Origin of the sequence: Streptomyces sp. NPDC000983 (genome assembly GCF_040299205.1) — a bacterium.
GTDB lineage: Bacteria > Actinomycetota > Actinomycetes > Streptomycetales > Streptomycetaceae > Streptomyces.
Window position 1 is genome coordinate 48,786 of record NZ_JBEPBM010000029.1, and the last position, 14,454, is coordinate 63,239.

General features: G+C 73.2%; 13 protein-coding genes. 8 read left to right on the forward strand and 5 right to left on the reverse strand.

Features of this window, described 5'->3' with window-relative positions:
* Positions 1 to 57: 57 nt before the first annotated feature.
* Together ABT296_RS27955 and ABT296_RS27960 are read left to right on the forward strand one after the other, a co-directional pair.
* Positions 58 to 831 carry a TIGR04222 domain-containing membrane protein gene (locus tag ABT296_RS27955; RefSeq protein ID WP_351931424.1) on the forward strand — a complete coding sequence of 258 codons (774 nt, stop codon included), beginning with the start codon at positions 58 to 60 and terminating at the stop codon, positions 829 to 831.
* A gap of 114 nt (positions 832 to 945) precedes the next feature.
* Positions 946 to 2,532 carry an alpha/beta hydrolase gene (locus tag ABT296_RS27960; protein ID WP_351931425.1) on the forward strand — a complete coding sequence of 529 codons (1,587 nt, stop codon included), beginning with the start codon at positions 946 to 948 and terminating at the stop codon, positions 2,530 to 2,532.
* Positions 2,533 to 2,576: 44 nt separating this feature from the next.
* On the opposite strand, the gene hemQ is transcribed toward ABT296_RS27960, so the two are convergent.
* Complete coding sequence (gene hemQ, locus ABT296_RS27965) at positions 2,577 to 3,308, reverse strand: hydrogen peroxide-dependent heme synthase (RefSeq protein WP_351931426.1); 732 nt, start codon at positions 3,306 to 3,308, stop codon at positions 2,577 to 2,579.
* Between the two features lie 5 nt (positions 3,309 to 3,313).
* Positions 3,314 to 4,771, reverse strand: coding sequence for a protoporphyrinogen oxidase (gene hemG, locus ABT296_RS27970; RefSeq protein WP_351931427.1), 1,458 nt, complete (start codon positions 4,769 to 4,771; stop codon positions 3,314 to 3,316).
* Between the two features lie 205 nt (positions 4,772 to 4,976).
* Here hemG and ABT296_RS27975 point away from each other — a divergent pair, with 205 nt between their 5' ends.
* Positions 4,977 to 5,954, forward strand: coding sequence for a DUF4349 domain-containing protein (locus tag ABT296_RS27975; protein ID WP_351931428.1), 978 nt, complete (start codon positions 4,977 to 4,979; stop codon positions 5,952 to 5,954).
* A gap of 41 nt (positions 5,955 to 5,995) precedes the next feature.
* The gene (locus ABT296_RS27980) at positions 5,996 to 7,393 is read left to right on the forward strand and encodes an FAD-dependent oxidoreductase (protein WP_351931429.1); all 1,398 of its coding nucleotides are present in this window, start codon (positions 5,996 to 5,998) and stop codon (positions 7,391 to 7,393) included.
* Between the two features lie 15 nt (positions 7,394 to 7,408).
* On the opposite strand, the gene ABT296_RS27985 is transcribed toward ABT296_RS27980, so the two are convergent.
* Positions 7,409 to 7,708, reverse strand: a complete 300-nt coding sequence (locus tag ABT296_RS27985) for a hypothetical protein (RefSeq protein WP_351931430.1) — start codon at positions 7,706 to 7,708, stop codon at positions 7,409 to 7,411.
* A gap of 96 nt (positions 7,709 to 7,804) precedes the next feature.
* On the opposite strand from ABT296_RS27985, the gene ABT296_RS27990 reads away from it, so the two are divergent.
* Entirely contained in the window at positions 7,805 to 8,629 is an 825-nt protein-coding gene (locus tag ABT296_RS27990) for a rhomboid family intramembrane serine protease (protein WP_351931431.1), read from the forward strand.
* Position 8,630: 1 nt separating this feature from the next.
* On the opposite strand, the gene hemE is transcribed toward ABT296_RS27990, so the two are convergent.
* Positions 8,631 to 9,686 (reverse strand): uroporphyrinogen decarboxylase, encoded by a 1,056-nt coding sequence (gene hemE / locus ABT296_RS27995; RefSeq protein WP_351931432.1) that lies wholly within the window; start codon positions 9,684 to 9,686, stop codon positions 8,631 to 8,633.
* Between the two features lie 153 nt (positions 9,687 to 9,839).
* Between hemE and ABT296_RS28000 the strand changes: the two genes are divergently transcribed.
* From ABT296_RS28000 to ABT296_RS28010, 3 genes are all read left to right on the forward strand, one after another.
* Positions 9,840 to 10,475 carry a DUF3000 domain-containing protein gene (locus ABT296_RS28000; protein ID WP_351931433.1) on the forward strand — a complete coding sequence of 212 codons (636 nt, stop codon included), beginning with the start codon at positions 9,840 to 9,842 and terminating at the stop codon, positions 10,473 to 10,475.
* 197 nt (positions 10,476 to 10,672) lie between these two features.
* A complete protein-coding gene (locus ABT296_RS28005; RefSeq protein ID WP_351931434.1) occupies positions 10,673 to 11,332 on the forward strand; it encodes a LuxR C-terminal-related transcriptional regulator in 660 nt (219 codons plus the stop codon).
* A 244-nt stretch (positions 11,333 to 11,576) separates the two neighbouring features.
* Positions 11,577 to 12,857 carry a ribonuclease D gene (locus tag ABT296_RS28010; RefSeq protein ID WP_351931435.1) on the forward strand — a complete coding sequence of 427 codons (1,281 nt, stop codon included), beginning with the start codon at positions 11,577 to 11,579 and terminating at the stop codon, positions 12,855 to 12,857.
* 157 nt (positions 12,858 to 13,014) lie between these two features.
* Here ABT296_RS28010 and ABT296_RS28015 read toward each other — a convergent pair whose 3' ends face one another.
* Positions 13,015 to 14,328, reverse strand: a complete 1,314-nt coding sequence (locus ABT296_RS28015) for an ABC transporter substrate-binding protein (RefSeq protein ID WP_351931436.1) — start codon at positions 14,326 to 14,328, stop codon at positions 13,015 to 13,017.
* Between the last annotated feature and the right edge of the window lie 126 nt (positions 14,329 to 14,454).

A 14,454-nucleotide genomic window follows, 5' to 3' on the forward strand; every position in this document is an offset into this window, starting at 1 on the left:
CGTCCGGATTGTGAACAACCCATGGCGTCCCCGGGGTCCTTGGCATAGAAACGCGGCATGTTCTGGGTCCTTCTCCTGCTGCTCGCCTGGGCCGTCGCCGGCGCCGCCTGCATCCGCCTGTGCCGGGCCGCCGTGGCCGCCGCGACCGCGGACGTGAAAGCGGGCCACGCCCACGACCTGACGCTGTACGAGGCCGCGTTCCTCTCCGGCGGCCCCCGCCGGGTCGCCGATCTGACCCTGGTCTCGATGGCCCGCCAGCGCCGGCTGCTGCTCGCCCGCACGGGCTGGGCGACGGTCGTCGACCCGCGCGGCCGGGACGACATGGAGCGGTCCGTCATAGGCGCGATCGGGCCCGAGGGGCAGTCCCGGATAGAGCCGGTGCGGGACGCGGCGGCGGGCGCGGAGGCGGTGGGCAGCCTCGCCGAGCGGCTCGTCCGGGCCGGTCTCGCCGTGCCCGCGGGCGCCCGGTCCGGCATCGCGGCCGCCGTCCGCCAGGTGCAGCTCGCCGCGGTGGTCGTCCTGGTACTGGGCGCGATCGCCCTGTTCATGCCGGGCGAGGCGGACATGCCCCGGCAACTCGTCGCCCTCTGGTTCGGGCTGCCGCTCACCCTGAGCCTGGCCTGCCTGGCCATCGCCCGCGTCGAGGTCCACCCCTACTCCCGCTGGGCCTCCCCGGCCGGCCAGCGCCTGCTCGGCGCCCTGGCCCGGCGTGCCCCGCGCGGCGACGAGGGCACCTACCTCACCACGGTCGCCGTACGGGGCGTCCACGCGGTCGGCGAGCCGGACCTGCGCGCCGCCTTCGAGCGGCGCGAGCCCCTCTGGCGGGACTGACCCCGGGGGCGCACCGGGGGAATCCGCGCCGACACCCGCCGTACGGTGCTTGCCTTCGCCCCCCGCCGAACGAAACATCCCTTTTGTTGCGTCCGTGCACCGAAGGGATACGCGATGAGAGCCCCCGTCCTGTACTCGGCCGCAGGGTCGCTGCTCCTGACAGCCCTCTCGGGTGCCCCCGCGGCCCCGGCCGACGGCGGCCGGGCCGTGCCCGGCATCGCCGAACTGCGCGGCACCGCGGTGGCCGCGGCCCGCGCCCGGGCCACCGGGATCGACTTCGGCTCCTGCTCCACCGAGCAGGACATGCCGGGCAGCCTGCGGTGCGGCACGGTGAAGGTGCCGCTCGACTACGCGTATCCCCACGGCAAGCAGATCGAACTGACGGTCAGCCGGGTGCGGGCCACCCACAAGGACCCGCACAACAGCAAGCACCGGGTGCCCCGGCAGGGCGCCCTGGTCTTCAACCCCGGCGGCCCCGGCGCCTCGGGCCTGTACTTCCCGCTGATCGGCCTGATGCCCGAGTGGAAGCGCCTCGGCGCGGCCTACGACCTCGTCGGCTACGACCCGCGCGGGGTGGGCCGCAGCGCCCCCCTGTCCTGCACCGACCCCGCCCGCTTCTTCAAGGGCCCCGGGCCGGCGCCCACCCACCCCTCGGAGTCGTACAAGCGTGAGCGCATCGCGCAGGCCAAGGCGTACGCGCGCGGCTGCGCCCAGCGGGGCGGCAGCGCCCTGAGGCACTACCACTCCCTCAACAACGCCCGTGACCTGGACGTCCTGCGGGCCGCGCTGGGCGAGAGGAAGCTGACGTTCATGGGCGCCTCGTACGGCACCTACTACGGCGCCCTGTACGCGACCCTGTTCCCCTCGCACGTACGGCGGATGGTGTTCGACGCGGCGGTGAACCCCGACCCGGAGCAGGTCTGGTACCGCAACAACCTCGCCCAGTCCGCCGCGTTCGAGGGCCGCTGGGCGGATCTGCGGGAGTGGATCGCGGAGCACCACGGGGTGTACGGGCTGGGCGACACCCCGGGGAAGGTGCTGCGCAGCTACGAGCGGGCCCGGGCCCGGCTCGCCGAGGAACCGGCGGGCGGCAAGGTCGGTCCCGCCCAGCTCCAGGGGGCGTTCCTCCAGGCCGGCTACTACGACGACTACTGGCCGTACCGCGCCGAGGCGCTGTCGGCGTACCTGAAGGGCGATCCGCAGCCGCTGATCGACATCGCGGCGCCGGTGACGGAGGCGGCCGTCGAGGCGGAGAACAGCAAGGCGGTCTACACAGCCGTCGAGTGCAACGACGCGGCCTGGCCCACCGACTGGCGGGTGTGGGACCGGGACAACACCCGGCTCGCCCGGGTCGCGCCGTTCGAGACCTGGGACAACGTGTGGGCGAACCTGCCCTGCGCGTACTGGTCCGGGCCGCGGCAGCAGCCGGTCGACGTGCGGACCGGGCCCGGTGAGCTGCCGCCGACGCTGATCCTGGCCGCCGAGCGGGACGCCGCGGCGCCCTACGAGGGCGCGCTGGAGCTGCACCGGCGGCTGTGGGACTCGGTGCTGGTGACCGAGCGGGACACCGGCACCCACGGCATCGCGGGCGGGTCGAACCCGTGCGTCAACGCCCGGGTGGAGGCCTATCTGCTGGAGGGACGGCTGCCGGCGCGGCGCGCCGCGTGCGCGCCGCGCCCGGAGCCGAGCCCGGCCGGCTGAGACACCCGGGACCTGAGACCCCCGGACCTGGGATCCGGGTTCGCCTAGGCGAGCCCGGCGACCAGGTCCGCGACCGACTTGCGGCGGCCCGTGTAGAAGGGGACCTCCTCGCGCACGTGCATCCGGGCCTCCGAGGCGCGCAGATGACGCATCAGGTCCACGATGCGGTACAGCTCGTCCGCCTCGAAGGCGAGGATCCACTCGTAGTCGCCCAGCGAGAACGAGGCGACCGTGTTGGCACGGACGTCCGGGTAGCCGCGGGCCATCTTGCCGTGGTCGGCGAGCATCCGGCGGCGGTCCTCGTCGGGCAGCAGGTACCAGTCGTAGGAGCGCACGAAGGGGTAGACGCTGACGTAGTCGCGGGGCGTCTCGTCGGCGAGGAACGCCGGGATGTGCGAGCGGTTGAACTCGGCGGGGCGGTGCAGCGCCATGTTCGACCAGACCGGCTCCAGGGCGCGGCCCAGCCGGGTGCGGCGGAAGAGGTTGTACGCCTCCTGGAGCTGGTCGCTGGTCTCGGCGTGCCACCAGATCATGACGTCGGCGTCGGCGCGCAGCCCGGACAGGTCGTAGGTGCCGCGGATCGTCACGTCCTTGGCGGCCAGCTTCTCGAACAGCTCCTGGACCTCGTCGGCGTAGCCGCCGCGGTCCTCGGGGAGGACGTCCTTGAGCTTGAAGACGGACCAGAGGGTGTAGCGGATGACCTCGTTGAGGTCCTTGGCCAGCTTGCCCTTGTTCGGGATCCTGCCGGACTCGGTGGTGGGGGCGTCGTCACTCATGCGTTTTATTCTCCTGCTCCTCCGTGCAGACTCTGCACCGGGTCTGCGGTGAGCCGGCGCAGCGCGCTCAGGTCACCGTGGATCTGGTCGACGGCCGCGTACGCGCTGGCGACACAGGCCGGGATGCCGACACCGTCGTACGCCGCGCCGCACACGGCCAGGCCGGGGACGCGGCCGACGTGTTCGCGGACGCGGGCCACGCGCGCGTGGTGGCCGACGGGGTACTGGGGCAGTCCGTCGGTCCAGCGGGTGACGCGGGTGGCGAGCGGGGTGGCGTCGAGGCCGGTGGCGGCTCTGAGGTCGTGCCGGGAGACGTCGACGAGGTGGGCGTCGTCCCGGCCGAGGATCTCCGTCTCGCCGTGGCGTCCGACGGAGGTGCGCACCACGACGACGTCCGGGTCCTCCTCGGCGATCCAGCCCCACTTCTGGGAGGCGAAGGTCGAGGCCTTGATGGTGCGGCCGTCGACGGGCGGCACCAGGAAGCCGCTGCCCTCGGGGAGCTCGGCCCGGGAGCGCCGGTAGGCGAGGGTGACCAGGGCCATGGAGGCGTACTCGACGGCGGCCAGTTCCCGCGCCGCGGCCGGTGCCTCGGCGCCGAGCAGCCGGGCGGCGGCGCCCGCCGGTACGGCGACGACGACGGCGTCGGCGTGCCGGGCCCGCCCGCCCGCGACGACCCGCCAGCCGTCCGCCGCGCGGCGCAGTTCCGTGACGGGGGCGCCGGTGACGATGTCGCCGCCGCGGGCCCGCACGGACCGGGCGACGGCGAGCGGGAGGGTGCCGATGCCGCCCTCGATGCCCATGAAGACCGGGCCGGCCTGCTGCTGTCCGGCGGCGCGTGCCTGGATCTCGCGGACCGCCTCGGTGAGGGAGTCGTGGTTCTGCGCGGCCCGGAAGAGCTGGGGGACGGCGGAGCGCAGCGAGATGCGGTAGGCGTCGCCCGCGTACACCCCGCCGAGCAGGGGTTCGACGAGCCGGTCGACGACCTCGCGGCCGAGCCGTCCGGCCACGTACGCGCCGACGGCCACGTCGTCGCCGACCTCGGTGCGGGGCAGTTCGGCGTCCCGGCCGATCCGGGCGAGCCCCTCCTCGGACAGCACCCCGGCGAGCGCGGCGGCGGTGCCGGGGACACCCATGATGTGGCCCTTGGGCATGGGGCGCAGGGCACCCCGGGTCCACAGGGAGGCGCTCGCGGTGGCGGGCGGCTGGAGGCGGTCGGCGAGACCGGCCTCGCGGGCCAGGCCGACGGCCTCGGGGCGGCGGGCCAGCATCGACTCGGCGCCGAGGTCCACGCGGACGCCGGCGATCTCGCCGGGCAGCAGCTTGCCGCCGATCCGCTCCGTGGCCTCCAGCACCGTCACGTCGCTGCCCCCGTCGAGGAGTCGGTGGGCCGCCGCCAGTCCGGCGATCCCGGCCCCGATGACGATGACGTGCCCGGGCTCCGCCGGTGTGTCCGCTGCGTGCATGATCCCACTCTCTCAAAAACCACCGGCGTTCCCGCCAGGGCCGTTCGGCCCCCGCTCCGCGGGAGTCCGCCGGGAGTCGGCCGACGGGGGTGTGCCCGGCCCGAGTCCCGACCGTGACCGCATCGGAACCACCGGAGGCCAACGTCCGGGGCGGTCCGGGCGTCGAAGAAGCATCAGTCCACGACCCTCGGGGGGTAACGCCACCATGCGCGCACCACGTTCCGTACGACCCGTCCCGGCCCTCGCCGGCCTCCTGCTGGCCGCGGCCCTGGCCCTGACCGGATGCACCGGGGCCGCGGGCGGCGCCGACAGCGCCGACAGCGCCGGTCTCAACGAGGCGGCGAAGTCCCAGGCGGACGGCGCCCCCGGCACCGAGGAGGGCTACGCGGCCGGTGACCCGGGCGCCGGCCGGGCCGAGGCCCCGCCCCGGGCCACGGCGAGCCACATCATCCGCACCGCCTCGCTGACCGTGCAGGTCAAGGACGTGCCGAAGGCCCTCGACGAGGCCCGTACGGTCACCGAGAACGCGGGCGGCTACATCGGCAACGAGACCACCACGCGCGACGGGCGGGGCCGTGAGCGCACCCGGGTCGTCCTGCGTGTGCCCGTCGCCTCCTACGCGGACGTGCTCTCCGATCTGGAGGGCACCGGCAAGCTGATCGACCGCTCCGCCAAGGCGCAGGACGTCACCGAGCAGGTCGTGGACGTGGAGAGCCGCGTCAAGACGCAGCGGGCGAGTGTGGCCCGTATCCGCGAACTGATGGACCAGGCGACCAAGTTGAGCGACGTGGTGACACTGGAGGGCGAACTGAGCACCCGCCAGGCGGACCTGGAGTCCCTCCTCGCCCAGCAGGCGTCCCTGAAGGACCGTACGAGCATGGCCACCGTCACGCTGTCGCTGACCGAGACGCCGGTGAAGAGGGCCGCGGCGGACGACGACCCGGGCGTCGCGGACGCCCTGACCGGAGGCTGGGACGCCTTCGTGACGACGCTGCGGTGGATCGTGATGGCCCTCGCGGCCGTCCTGCCGTTCGCCGCGGTCGCGGCCCTCGTCGTCGTGGTCTGGGTGCGGCTGGCCCGGCGCGGCGCGGGCCGTCGTGCGGAGGCCGAGCCCGTGCAGACGGCGGTCGGCCCGCTGCCCGCGGCCCGCCCGGCGCGGGACCCCGACGGCGCGGAGAGCTGACCGCGGGCGACCGAACGGAGCGGCACCCGTAGCGTGTTCGCATGAACATGAGCCTTGGGCGGGGTGCGAGGGAACGGCTGGTCGTGATCGGTGGCGACGCCGCGGGAATGTCCGCGGCGTCGCAGGCCCGGCGGATGAGGCCCTCCGCCGAACTGGAGATCGTGGCCTTCGAGCGCGGCCGCTTCTCCTCCTACTCGGCGTGCGGGATCCCGTACTGGGTGGGCGGCGACGTCCCCGACCGGGACCGGCTGATCGCCCGTACGCCCGAGGAGCACCGCGCCCGGGGCATCGATCTGCGGATGCGCACCGAGGTCCTGGAGATCGACGTACCCGGACAGCGGGTGCGCGCCCGCGACCTCGAAACGGGCGCCGAGTCCTGGACGTCGTACGACAAGCTCGTGATCGCGACCGGGGCGCGGCCGGTGCGGCCGGAACTGCCCGGGGTGGACGCGCCGGGCGTGCACGGCGTGCAGACGCTCGACGACGGGCAGGCGCTGCTCGACACACTGGCCGGCACGGAGGGCCGCCGCGCGGTGGTGGTCGGCGCCGGGTACATCGGCGTGGAGATGGCCGAGGCGCTCATCAACCGCGGCTACCGGGTGACGGTCGTCAACCGGGGCGCGGAGCCGATGTCGACGCTCGACGCGGACATGGGGCGGCTGGTGCACCGGGCCATGACCGGCCTCGGCATCACGATGGTCGACGACGCCGAGGTCACCGCCTTCCGCACCGGGGACGACGGGCGGGTGAGCGCGGTGGCCACGGCGGACGCCGAGTACCCGGCGGACGTGGTCGTGCTGGGGATCGGGGTGCGTCCGCAGACCTCGCTGGCGCGGGCGGCGGGACTGCCCCTGGGGGACCGTCAGGGACTGCTCACCGACCTGGCGATGCGGGTGCGCGGGCACGAGAACGTCTTCGCCGGGGGCGACTGCGTGGAGGTCCTCGACCTGGTCTCGGGGCAGCAGCGGCACATCGCGCTGGGCACCCACGCCAACAAGCACGGTCAGGTCATCGGCACCAACGCGGGCGGCGGCTACGCCACCTTCCCCGGGGTGGTGGGCACCGCCGTGAGCAAGGTGTGCGGTCTGGAGATCGCCCGCACCGGCCTGCGCGAGAAGGACGCCCGCCGGGCGGGGCTCCAGTACGTCACCGCCACCGTGGAGTCGACCAGCCGCGCCGGCTACTACCCCGGCGCGGGCACTATGACGGTCAAGATGCTCGCCGAGCGGCGCACCGGACGGCTGCTGGGGGTGCAGATCGTCGGCGGGGAGGGCGCCGCCAAGCGCGTGGACGTCGCCGCGGTGGCGCTGACCGCGGGGATGACGGTCGAGCGCATGACGTCCCTGGACCTCGGCTACGCCCCGCCGTTCAGCCCGGTGTGGGACCCCGTGCTGGTGGCGGCGCGCAAGGCGGTGAAGGCGGTGGCGGCGGCCCTCTGACCTCCCGAGGGGGCTCTAGGCGGTGCCGCTGATCCTGGGCAGGGAGGCGACGGACCCGCTGCCGGTCGCCGCGGCGGCGGTCGCGGCGGGCTGTTCGGCCGTGCTCGGCCTGGCGTGCGCGGCCGAGGCCCGCACGGACCGCAGCCGGTGGCTGACCGCCTCGTCCAGGGTCACCGGCCTGCCGTGCTGCGCGGCCAGCCGGCCGGCCTCCTGACCCAGCCGTGCCACGTCCTCCCAGGGGATGCGCACCACCACGGTGAGCTCAGCCTCACCGTCGGGCAGCGCGTGCATCGCGGGAGCCACTCGATCGTTCATCGCCCGTCCTCACGTAGTCCTGGTCGACAGGCCATACGGGCGCGGGGACGGGGGCGTTCACCGGTTCCCGGGCCGCTTCCGGGGAAGAAGTCCCCTGTGGTCATACCGGTCCATGACGTGAACCCCGTGCGCGGCACCCCGTGGGTGACGTACGGCCTGATCGCGGCGAACGTCCTGGTGTTCCTCGCCATGCCGGGCACCCTGGCCGAGATCGGCGAGAGCCAGCTGTCCCAGGTGTGCCGGCTGCACGCCTTCCTGGACCACTGGGCGGCGGTGCCGCAGGAGCTGGTCCACGACCGGATGCGGCGCGTGGTGCCGACCGGCGAGGTGGGGGTGGGGGCGCAGGGCCCCGGGTGCGTCGTCGGCGAGCCGGGCTACGACAAGTCGCCGGTGCTGTCGGTGTTCACGGCGATGTTCCTGCACGGCGGCTGGCTGCACCTGCTCGGCAACATGCTCTTCTTGATGATCTTCGGCAACAACGTCGAGGACCGCATGGGCCATGTGCGGTTCCTGCTGTTCTACGTCGTCTGCGGCTACGCGGCCGGGTACGGATTCGCGCTGCTCAACGCCGACTCCACCGACCCGCTGATCGGCGCCTCGGGGGCGGTCGCCGGGGTACTGGGCGCCTATCTGGTGCTGTATCCCAGGGCCAGGGTGTGGGTGCTGGTGCCGTTCCTGGTCTTCCTGCCGCTGCGGCTGCCGGCCTGGATCGTGCTGGGGTTCTGGTTCGGGCTCCAGGCGGTCTACTCGTCCGGCGAGGGCGTCGCCCCGGAGGCGGGCACCGTCGCGTACACGGCCCATGTGGTCGGGTTCGTCGCGGGGATGCTGCTGGCCTGGCCGCTGAAGCCGGGCACCCCGCCGCCGCCGGAACCGCGCGGGCTGCTCTTCGGCAGACGGGCGCGGCCCCGGCACACGGGGTGAGTCAGCGCGCGGTGCGGGTGTGGACGTACTCCACGAGCCGGGACAGCGCGTCCGGGTCGGTGTTCGGCATGACGCCGTGGCCGAGGTTGAAGATGTGGCCCTCCAGGCCCTCCGCGGCGTCGAGGACCGCCTGGGTCCTGGTCTCGACGGCCTCGGTGGTGGAGAAGAGCACGGTCGGGTCGAGGTTGCCCTGGAGCGCCCGGCCCGGGCCGACCCGGCGGGCGGCCTCGTCGAGCGGGACCCGCCAGTCGACGCCGACGACGTCCGCGCCGGCCTCGCCCATCAGGCGGAGGAGTTCACCGGTGCCGACACCGAAGTGGATGCGCGGGACGCCGTAGCCGGAGACGGCCTCGAAGACCTTGGCGGAGGCGGGCATCACCGAGCGGCGGTAGTCGGCGGGGGCGAGCGCGCCGACCCAGGAGTCGAAGAGCTGCACCGCGGAGGCGCCGGCCTCGATCTGCACCTTCAGGAACGCGCCCGTGATCTCCGCGAGCCGGTCCAGCAGGTCCGCCCAGAGCTCGGGGTCGCCGTACATCATCGCCTTGGCGTTCTCGTACGTGCGGGACGGGCCGCCCTCGACGAGGTAGCTCGCGAGGGTGAAAGGCGCGCCGGCGAAACCGATGAGCGGGGTGGGGCCGAGTTCGCGGGTGAGCAGGCCGATGGCCTCGGTGACGTAGGAGACGTCCTCGGGGGTCAGGTCGCGCAGCCGGGCCAGGTCGGCGCGGGTGCGGATCGGCTCCTCGACGACCGGGCCGACGCCGGGCTTGATGTCGAGGTCGATGCCGATCGCCTTGAGCGGGACGACGATGTCGCTGAAGAAGATCGCCGCGTCCACGCCGTGCCGGCGCACGGGCTGCAGGGTGATCTCGGTGACCAGTTCGGGGCGCATGCAGGACTCCAGCATGGGAATGCCCTCGCGCACCTTGCGGTACTCCGGCAGGGAGCGGCCGGCCTGCCGCATGAACCACACCGGGGTGTGCGGCACGGGCTCGCGCCTGCACGCCTTGAGGAAGGCGGAGTCGTACGTCGCTGTCGGCTGCGTGTCGTTGGCACTCACGGTGGTCAGTCTCCCACGGTGGCGGCGGTGCGAAGTTCCCGGCCGTGCCCGGGCGGCGCCGGACGCGTCCACCGGGTGTCTAGACCGGCGCCGGGCTCCGATTCCCCTTAACCTTCCCGCATGGCTGCGGCTCAGGGACGACTGTCGGGTGGAATGGATGACGCGAAGGACTCCGGGGAGGCGGGCGGGCATGCGAGCAGTACGGCGCCACCGGCCTTCCGGGCCGCGGTGGAGGCCCTGCGCGGGAGTCGGCTGAGGCCGCAGATCGAGGTGGAGCCCACCCGGGCGCCCCAGCGGCTCGCCCCGCACGCCTACGCGCTGGAGGCGGCGGTGGTCGACGGCGACCAGGATCTCGCCGACGGGCGGCTGGTGCTGCTGCACGACCCGGCCGGGCACGACGCCTGGCGGGGCACGTTCCGGCTGGTGACGCTGGTGCGGGCGGAGCTGGAGCCGGAGATGGCGGCGGACCCGCTGCTGCCGGAGGTGTGCTGGTCGTGGCTGACGGGCGCGCTCCAGGCCCGCGGACTGACGTACGGGGAGCCGAGCGGGACCGTCACCCGGGCGAGTTCCCACTACTTCGGTGGACTGTCCGAACGTCCGTCGGCCTCGCAGATCGAGATCCGCGCCTCCTGGACCCCGCGCGAGGGTCTGGGCGGGGTCCCGGACACCGCGGCGCACCTGGCGTCCTGGGCGGATCTGCTGGCCCAGGTCGCGGGACTGCCGCCGGCCGGGCCCGGGGACGCGGCGGTGGTGACGCTCCCGCAGCGGCGCGGACCGCAGTCCCGGTGAGCGTCACTTTGTCGATACGGCCACTTTCAGTCAGGAGCAGTCACTCGAACGAACCGATTCGTTCACCGAACGATCGACCGTACGTCCGAATTGCACCAATTGTTACTCACTAGATCGTGATCATTCTCTAAAGGACACCGGGTCCGGTGCCGAAGACGTCTGTGACCTTGAAAGCCGTCCGCCCCCCAGGAGGCCTGGTGTCCGTTCTCCTCGAGCAGCCCGCAAGCCTGGTCGCCTACCGCCCGAACAAGCCGACCGCCATGGTGGTCGTGGCCGATCCCCGCGTCCGCTCCACCGTCACCCGCCATCTGTGGGCGCTCGGTGTGCGCGACGTCATCGAGGCCTCGTCCGTCGCGGAGGCCCGTCCCCGAATCGGCAACCCGCGCGACATCTGTGTCGCCGACGTCCACCTCCCCGACGGCTCCGGCCTCACCCTGCTGTCCGAGACCCGCGCCGCGGGCTGGCCCAACGGCCTCGCCCTCTCCGCGGCCGACGACATCGGCGCCGTCCGCAACGCCCTCGCCGGAGGCGTCAAGGGCTACGTCGTCACCGGCACCCGCACCAACCTCGGGCTCCCCACCCGACCCGGTGCCGCCCCCCTCGGAGCCGCCGCCCGTATGCACCGCCGCCCCCCGGGTGCCCCGAGCCACCCGGGCGGCTACCGCGAACTCTCCGGCCGTGAGGTCGAGGTGCTGCGGCTGGTGGCGGAGGGTCAGTCGAACAAGGCCATCGGCGTCTCGATGGGCCTGTCCGCGCTGACCGTCAAGAGCCACCTCGCCCGTATCGCACGCAAGCTCGGCACGGGCGACCGTGCCGGGATGGTCGCCGTCGCCCTGCGCACCGGCATCATCCACTGACCCGGCCCGGCCGCCGCGCCGGACCTTCCCCGCCCTCGAACCCGTACCCCACTTCCCCGCGCGCCCGTCGACGGAACGTTCCGCCGGCGGGCGCGGCCATGCCCGCTGCCGGTGGCATCCGGGCCGCGGCCCGGCGCGACCGGGCGAATCGGGCGCGATGGCGGGCGGCCTGTTTTCGCTGGTCAACCCCGCTACCCTGAGTAGGGGCAGGTCAGGCGCCGGTCCGTGCGGATAGGCTTGACAGGTGACCGACGCCCAAGACACCGCAGCAGACACATCACTGCGAACCACCGGGGGCGCCCCTCCGGAAGACGGCGGATCTTCTGTTACGGAGGCGCCGATCCCACTGCTGGAGCCGCGCGAGGGCATGCCGCCCGTGATCGCGGACGAGGCCGCCCTCGCCGACATGGTCGCCGCCTTCGCGGCCGGCTCGGGCCCGGTCGCCGTGGACGCCGAACGCGCCTCCGGCTACCGCTACGGCCAGCGCGCCTACCTGGTGCAGCTGCGCCGCCAGGGCGCCGGGACCGCCCTGATCGACCCCGTCGCCTGCCCCGACCTGTCCGGTCTCGGCGCGGCGCTCGCCGACGTCGAGTGGGTTCTGCACGCCGCCACCCAGGATCTGCCCTGTCTGCGGGAGATAGGCATGGTGCCGAACGGGCTGTTCGACACCGAGCTGGCCGGGCGGCTGGCCGGGTTCCCGCGGGTCGGCCTCGGCGCGATGGTCGAGTCCGTGCTCGGCTTCGTACTGGAGAAGGGGCACTCCGCCGTCGACTGGTCCACCCGCCCGCTCCCCGAGCCCTGGCTGCGCTACGCGGCGCTCGACGTCGAGCTGCTGGTCGACCTGCGCGACGCGCTGGAGAAGGAGCTGGACCGGCAGGGCAAGCTGGACTGGGCCCACCAGGAGTTCGACGCCATCGCCTCCGCGCCGCCGCCCGAGCCGCGCAAGGACCCCTGGCGCCGCACCTCCGGCATGCACAAGGTGCGCCGCCGCCGGCAGCTCGGTGTCGTCCGCGAGCTGTGGGAGACGCGGGACCGGATCGCCCGGCGCCGGGACGTCTCCCCCGGCAAGGTGCTCTCCGACGCGGCCATCGTGGAGGCCGCGCTCGCCCTCCCGGCCGACGCGCACGCCCTCGCCGCGCTGAACGGCTTCGGGCACCGCACCGGGCGGCGCCAGCTGGAGCAGTGGCAGACCGCGGTGGACCGCGCCAAGGCGCTGCCCGAGACACAGCTGCCGCAGCCCGGACAGGCCCTCACCGGTCCGCCGCCGCCGCGGGCCTGGGCGGACAAGGACCCGGCCGCCGCGGCCCGGCTCTCCGCGGCCCGGGCCGGGGTGTCCGCGCTGGCGGAGCGGCTGAACATGCCGCAGGAGAACCTGATCACCCCGGACACCGTGCGCCGGGTCTGCTGGGAGCCGCCGAAGGTGGTGGACCCCGAGACCGTGGGCGCCGCCCTCTCCGGTCACGGAGCGCGCCCCTGGCAGGTCGAGCAGGTGACGCCGGTGCTGGTGGCGGCGCTGTCGGTGTAGCGCCGCCACCGGCACCGGCCGGGTGCCTGCCGCGAGAGCGGCTGCGGGATGTTCGCGACAGGCCGGTGCACGGTCCGCCGCGGCGGGGGAGCGCTACGGCGAGATCGCGCCAAGGTCTCCGGGCCGCCCGTCGGGACGGGACGGGACGGAGGCCGGCTCAGGACCCGATGGTGCTCTGTGCCTCCGTCCACCGTTCACTGAGGTCGGCGAAGAAGTCGTCGAGGCTGCCCTTGGCAGCGCCCCGGGCGAGGTCCACCAGCTTCTGGCGGTACTCGGGGGCGTAGATGCCGGTCTCCGACTGGTTGTCGATCTGCTTGACCTCGGCGCCCTTGGCGTCGTCCACCTCGATGAACTCGACGCCCGCGTCCTGGTAGGGCTTGAACACATCGGGGAGCGGGGCCTTCTTCAGCGGGGAGATCCCGAGGTTGTCCTTGTCGTAGCCGGACTTCTCGGTGAACCAGTCGACCCAGGCCCGGGCGGCGTCCTTGTGCTTGGAGTGGATGTTGACGGCCTGGCCGTAGTCCGGTGAGAGGGTCGCGCAGAACTTGCCGTCCTTCTGGGCCGGGAAGGGCATGAAGCCGATGTCGTCGGGGTTCACCCCGGCCTTCTTGCCGGCGTCCTGGAACTGGACGACGGCCCAGCTGCCGAGCCACTGGGTGGCTATCTCGCCCTTGGCGGTACGGGCCTTGGACTCCTCCCAGTTGGTGGTGGTCGGGTCCTTCTCCGCCAGGCCCTGATGGACGATGTCGTGCAGCAGGGTGTCGGCGACGCGCAGGTCGGCGTCCTGCGCCCAGGGGTCGCCCTCGGCCAGCTTGGTGGTGGCCTGCGCGTCGCAGTGGACGGAGCCGTTGACGTAGGTCCAGGAGGTCAGCGGCCAGCCGGCGGCGAAGTTGGTGTAGTAGGGGACGGCGTCCGTCTTGGACTTGACCTTCTTCAACGCGGCGATGAACTCGTCCGAGGTGGTGGGCCACTCGGTGACCCCGGCCTCCTGCCAGATCCGCTTGTTGTAGACGAAGCCCGGGGTGGTGCCGATCGGGCTCTGGCCGTAGACCTTGCCGTCGACCGTGGTGAAGTCGGTGAAGCGGTACTTGTCCTTGCGCTCGGCCACCGTGCCGAGGGAGGCGAAGAACTTCGGGTAGTCGGCCTTCTTGACCACCGCGGGGATCAGCAGGACGTCACCGTAGTTCTCCGTGTTCATACGGATCTTGACCTCGGCCTCGTAGTTGGTGAGGCCCTCGAACTTGACGTCGACCTTCGGATAGATCTTCTTGAACTCGGCGGCGTAGCGGTCCATCGTGCCGTCCTGCACCAGGTCGGTGCGGACGGTGAGGACCTTGATGGTGCCGCTGACCTTGGCCGGGTCGGTGGGCGCATCGGCATCCGCCCCCTTCGTCGAGGCACCGGTGCCGGTGCACGCCGAGAGCAGCAGGGCGGCACCCGTGGCCAGGGCGAGAACTGTACGGCGGTCCATGCGCTTCAGCTCCGTTCGTGTGGCGGACGACCACTGCGGGTTGGCTGGTTCGGAACTCTGACAGCGCTTGCTACACCGGTAAAGTCAAAATCTCGCCAAGGCCGTAAAAGGCTTTGGCCGCAAAGG

Excerpts from the sequence above, each read along its gene's own strand:
- ABT296_RS27980 (WP_351931429.1), top strand. The coding sequence starts at position 5,996 with ATGAACATGAGCCTTGGGCGGGGTGCGAGGGAACGGCTGGTCGTGATC.
- ABT296_RS27955 (WP_351931424.1), top strand. The coding sequence starts at position 58 with ATGTTCTGGGTCCTTCTCCTGCTGCTCGCCTGGGCCGTCGCCGGCGCC.
- ABT296_RS28015 (WP_351931436.1), bottom strand. The coding sequence starts at position 14,328 with ATGGACCGCCGTACAGTTCTCGCCCTGGCCACGGGTGCCGCCCTGCTG.
- ABT296_RS27960 (WP_351931425.1), top strand. The coding sequence starts at position 946 with ATGAGAGCCCCCGTCCTGTACTCGGCCGCAGGGTCGCTGCTCCTGACA.
- ABT296_RS27985 (WP_351931430.1), bottom strand. The coding sequence starts at position 7,708 with ATGAACGATCGAGTGGCTCCCGCGATGCACGCGCTGCCCGACGGTGAG.
- ABT296_RS27975 (WP_351931428.1), top strand. The coding sequence starts at position 4,977 with ATGCGCGCACCACGTTCCGTACGACCCGTCCCGGCCCTCGCCGGCCTC.
- hemQ (WP_351931426.1), bottom strand. The coding sequence starts at position 3,308 with ATGAGTGACGACGCCCCCACCACCGAGTCCGGCAGGATCCCGAACAAG.
- ABT296_RS28000 (WP_351931433.1), top strand. The coding sequence starts at position 9,840 with ATGGATGACGCGAAGGACTCCGGGGAGGCGGGCGGGCATGCGAGCAGT.
- hemG (WP_351931427.1), bottom strand. The coding sequence starts at position 4,771 with ATGCACGCAGCGGACACACCGGCGGAGCCCGGGCACGTCATCGTCATC.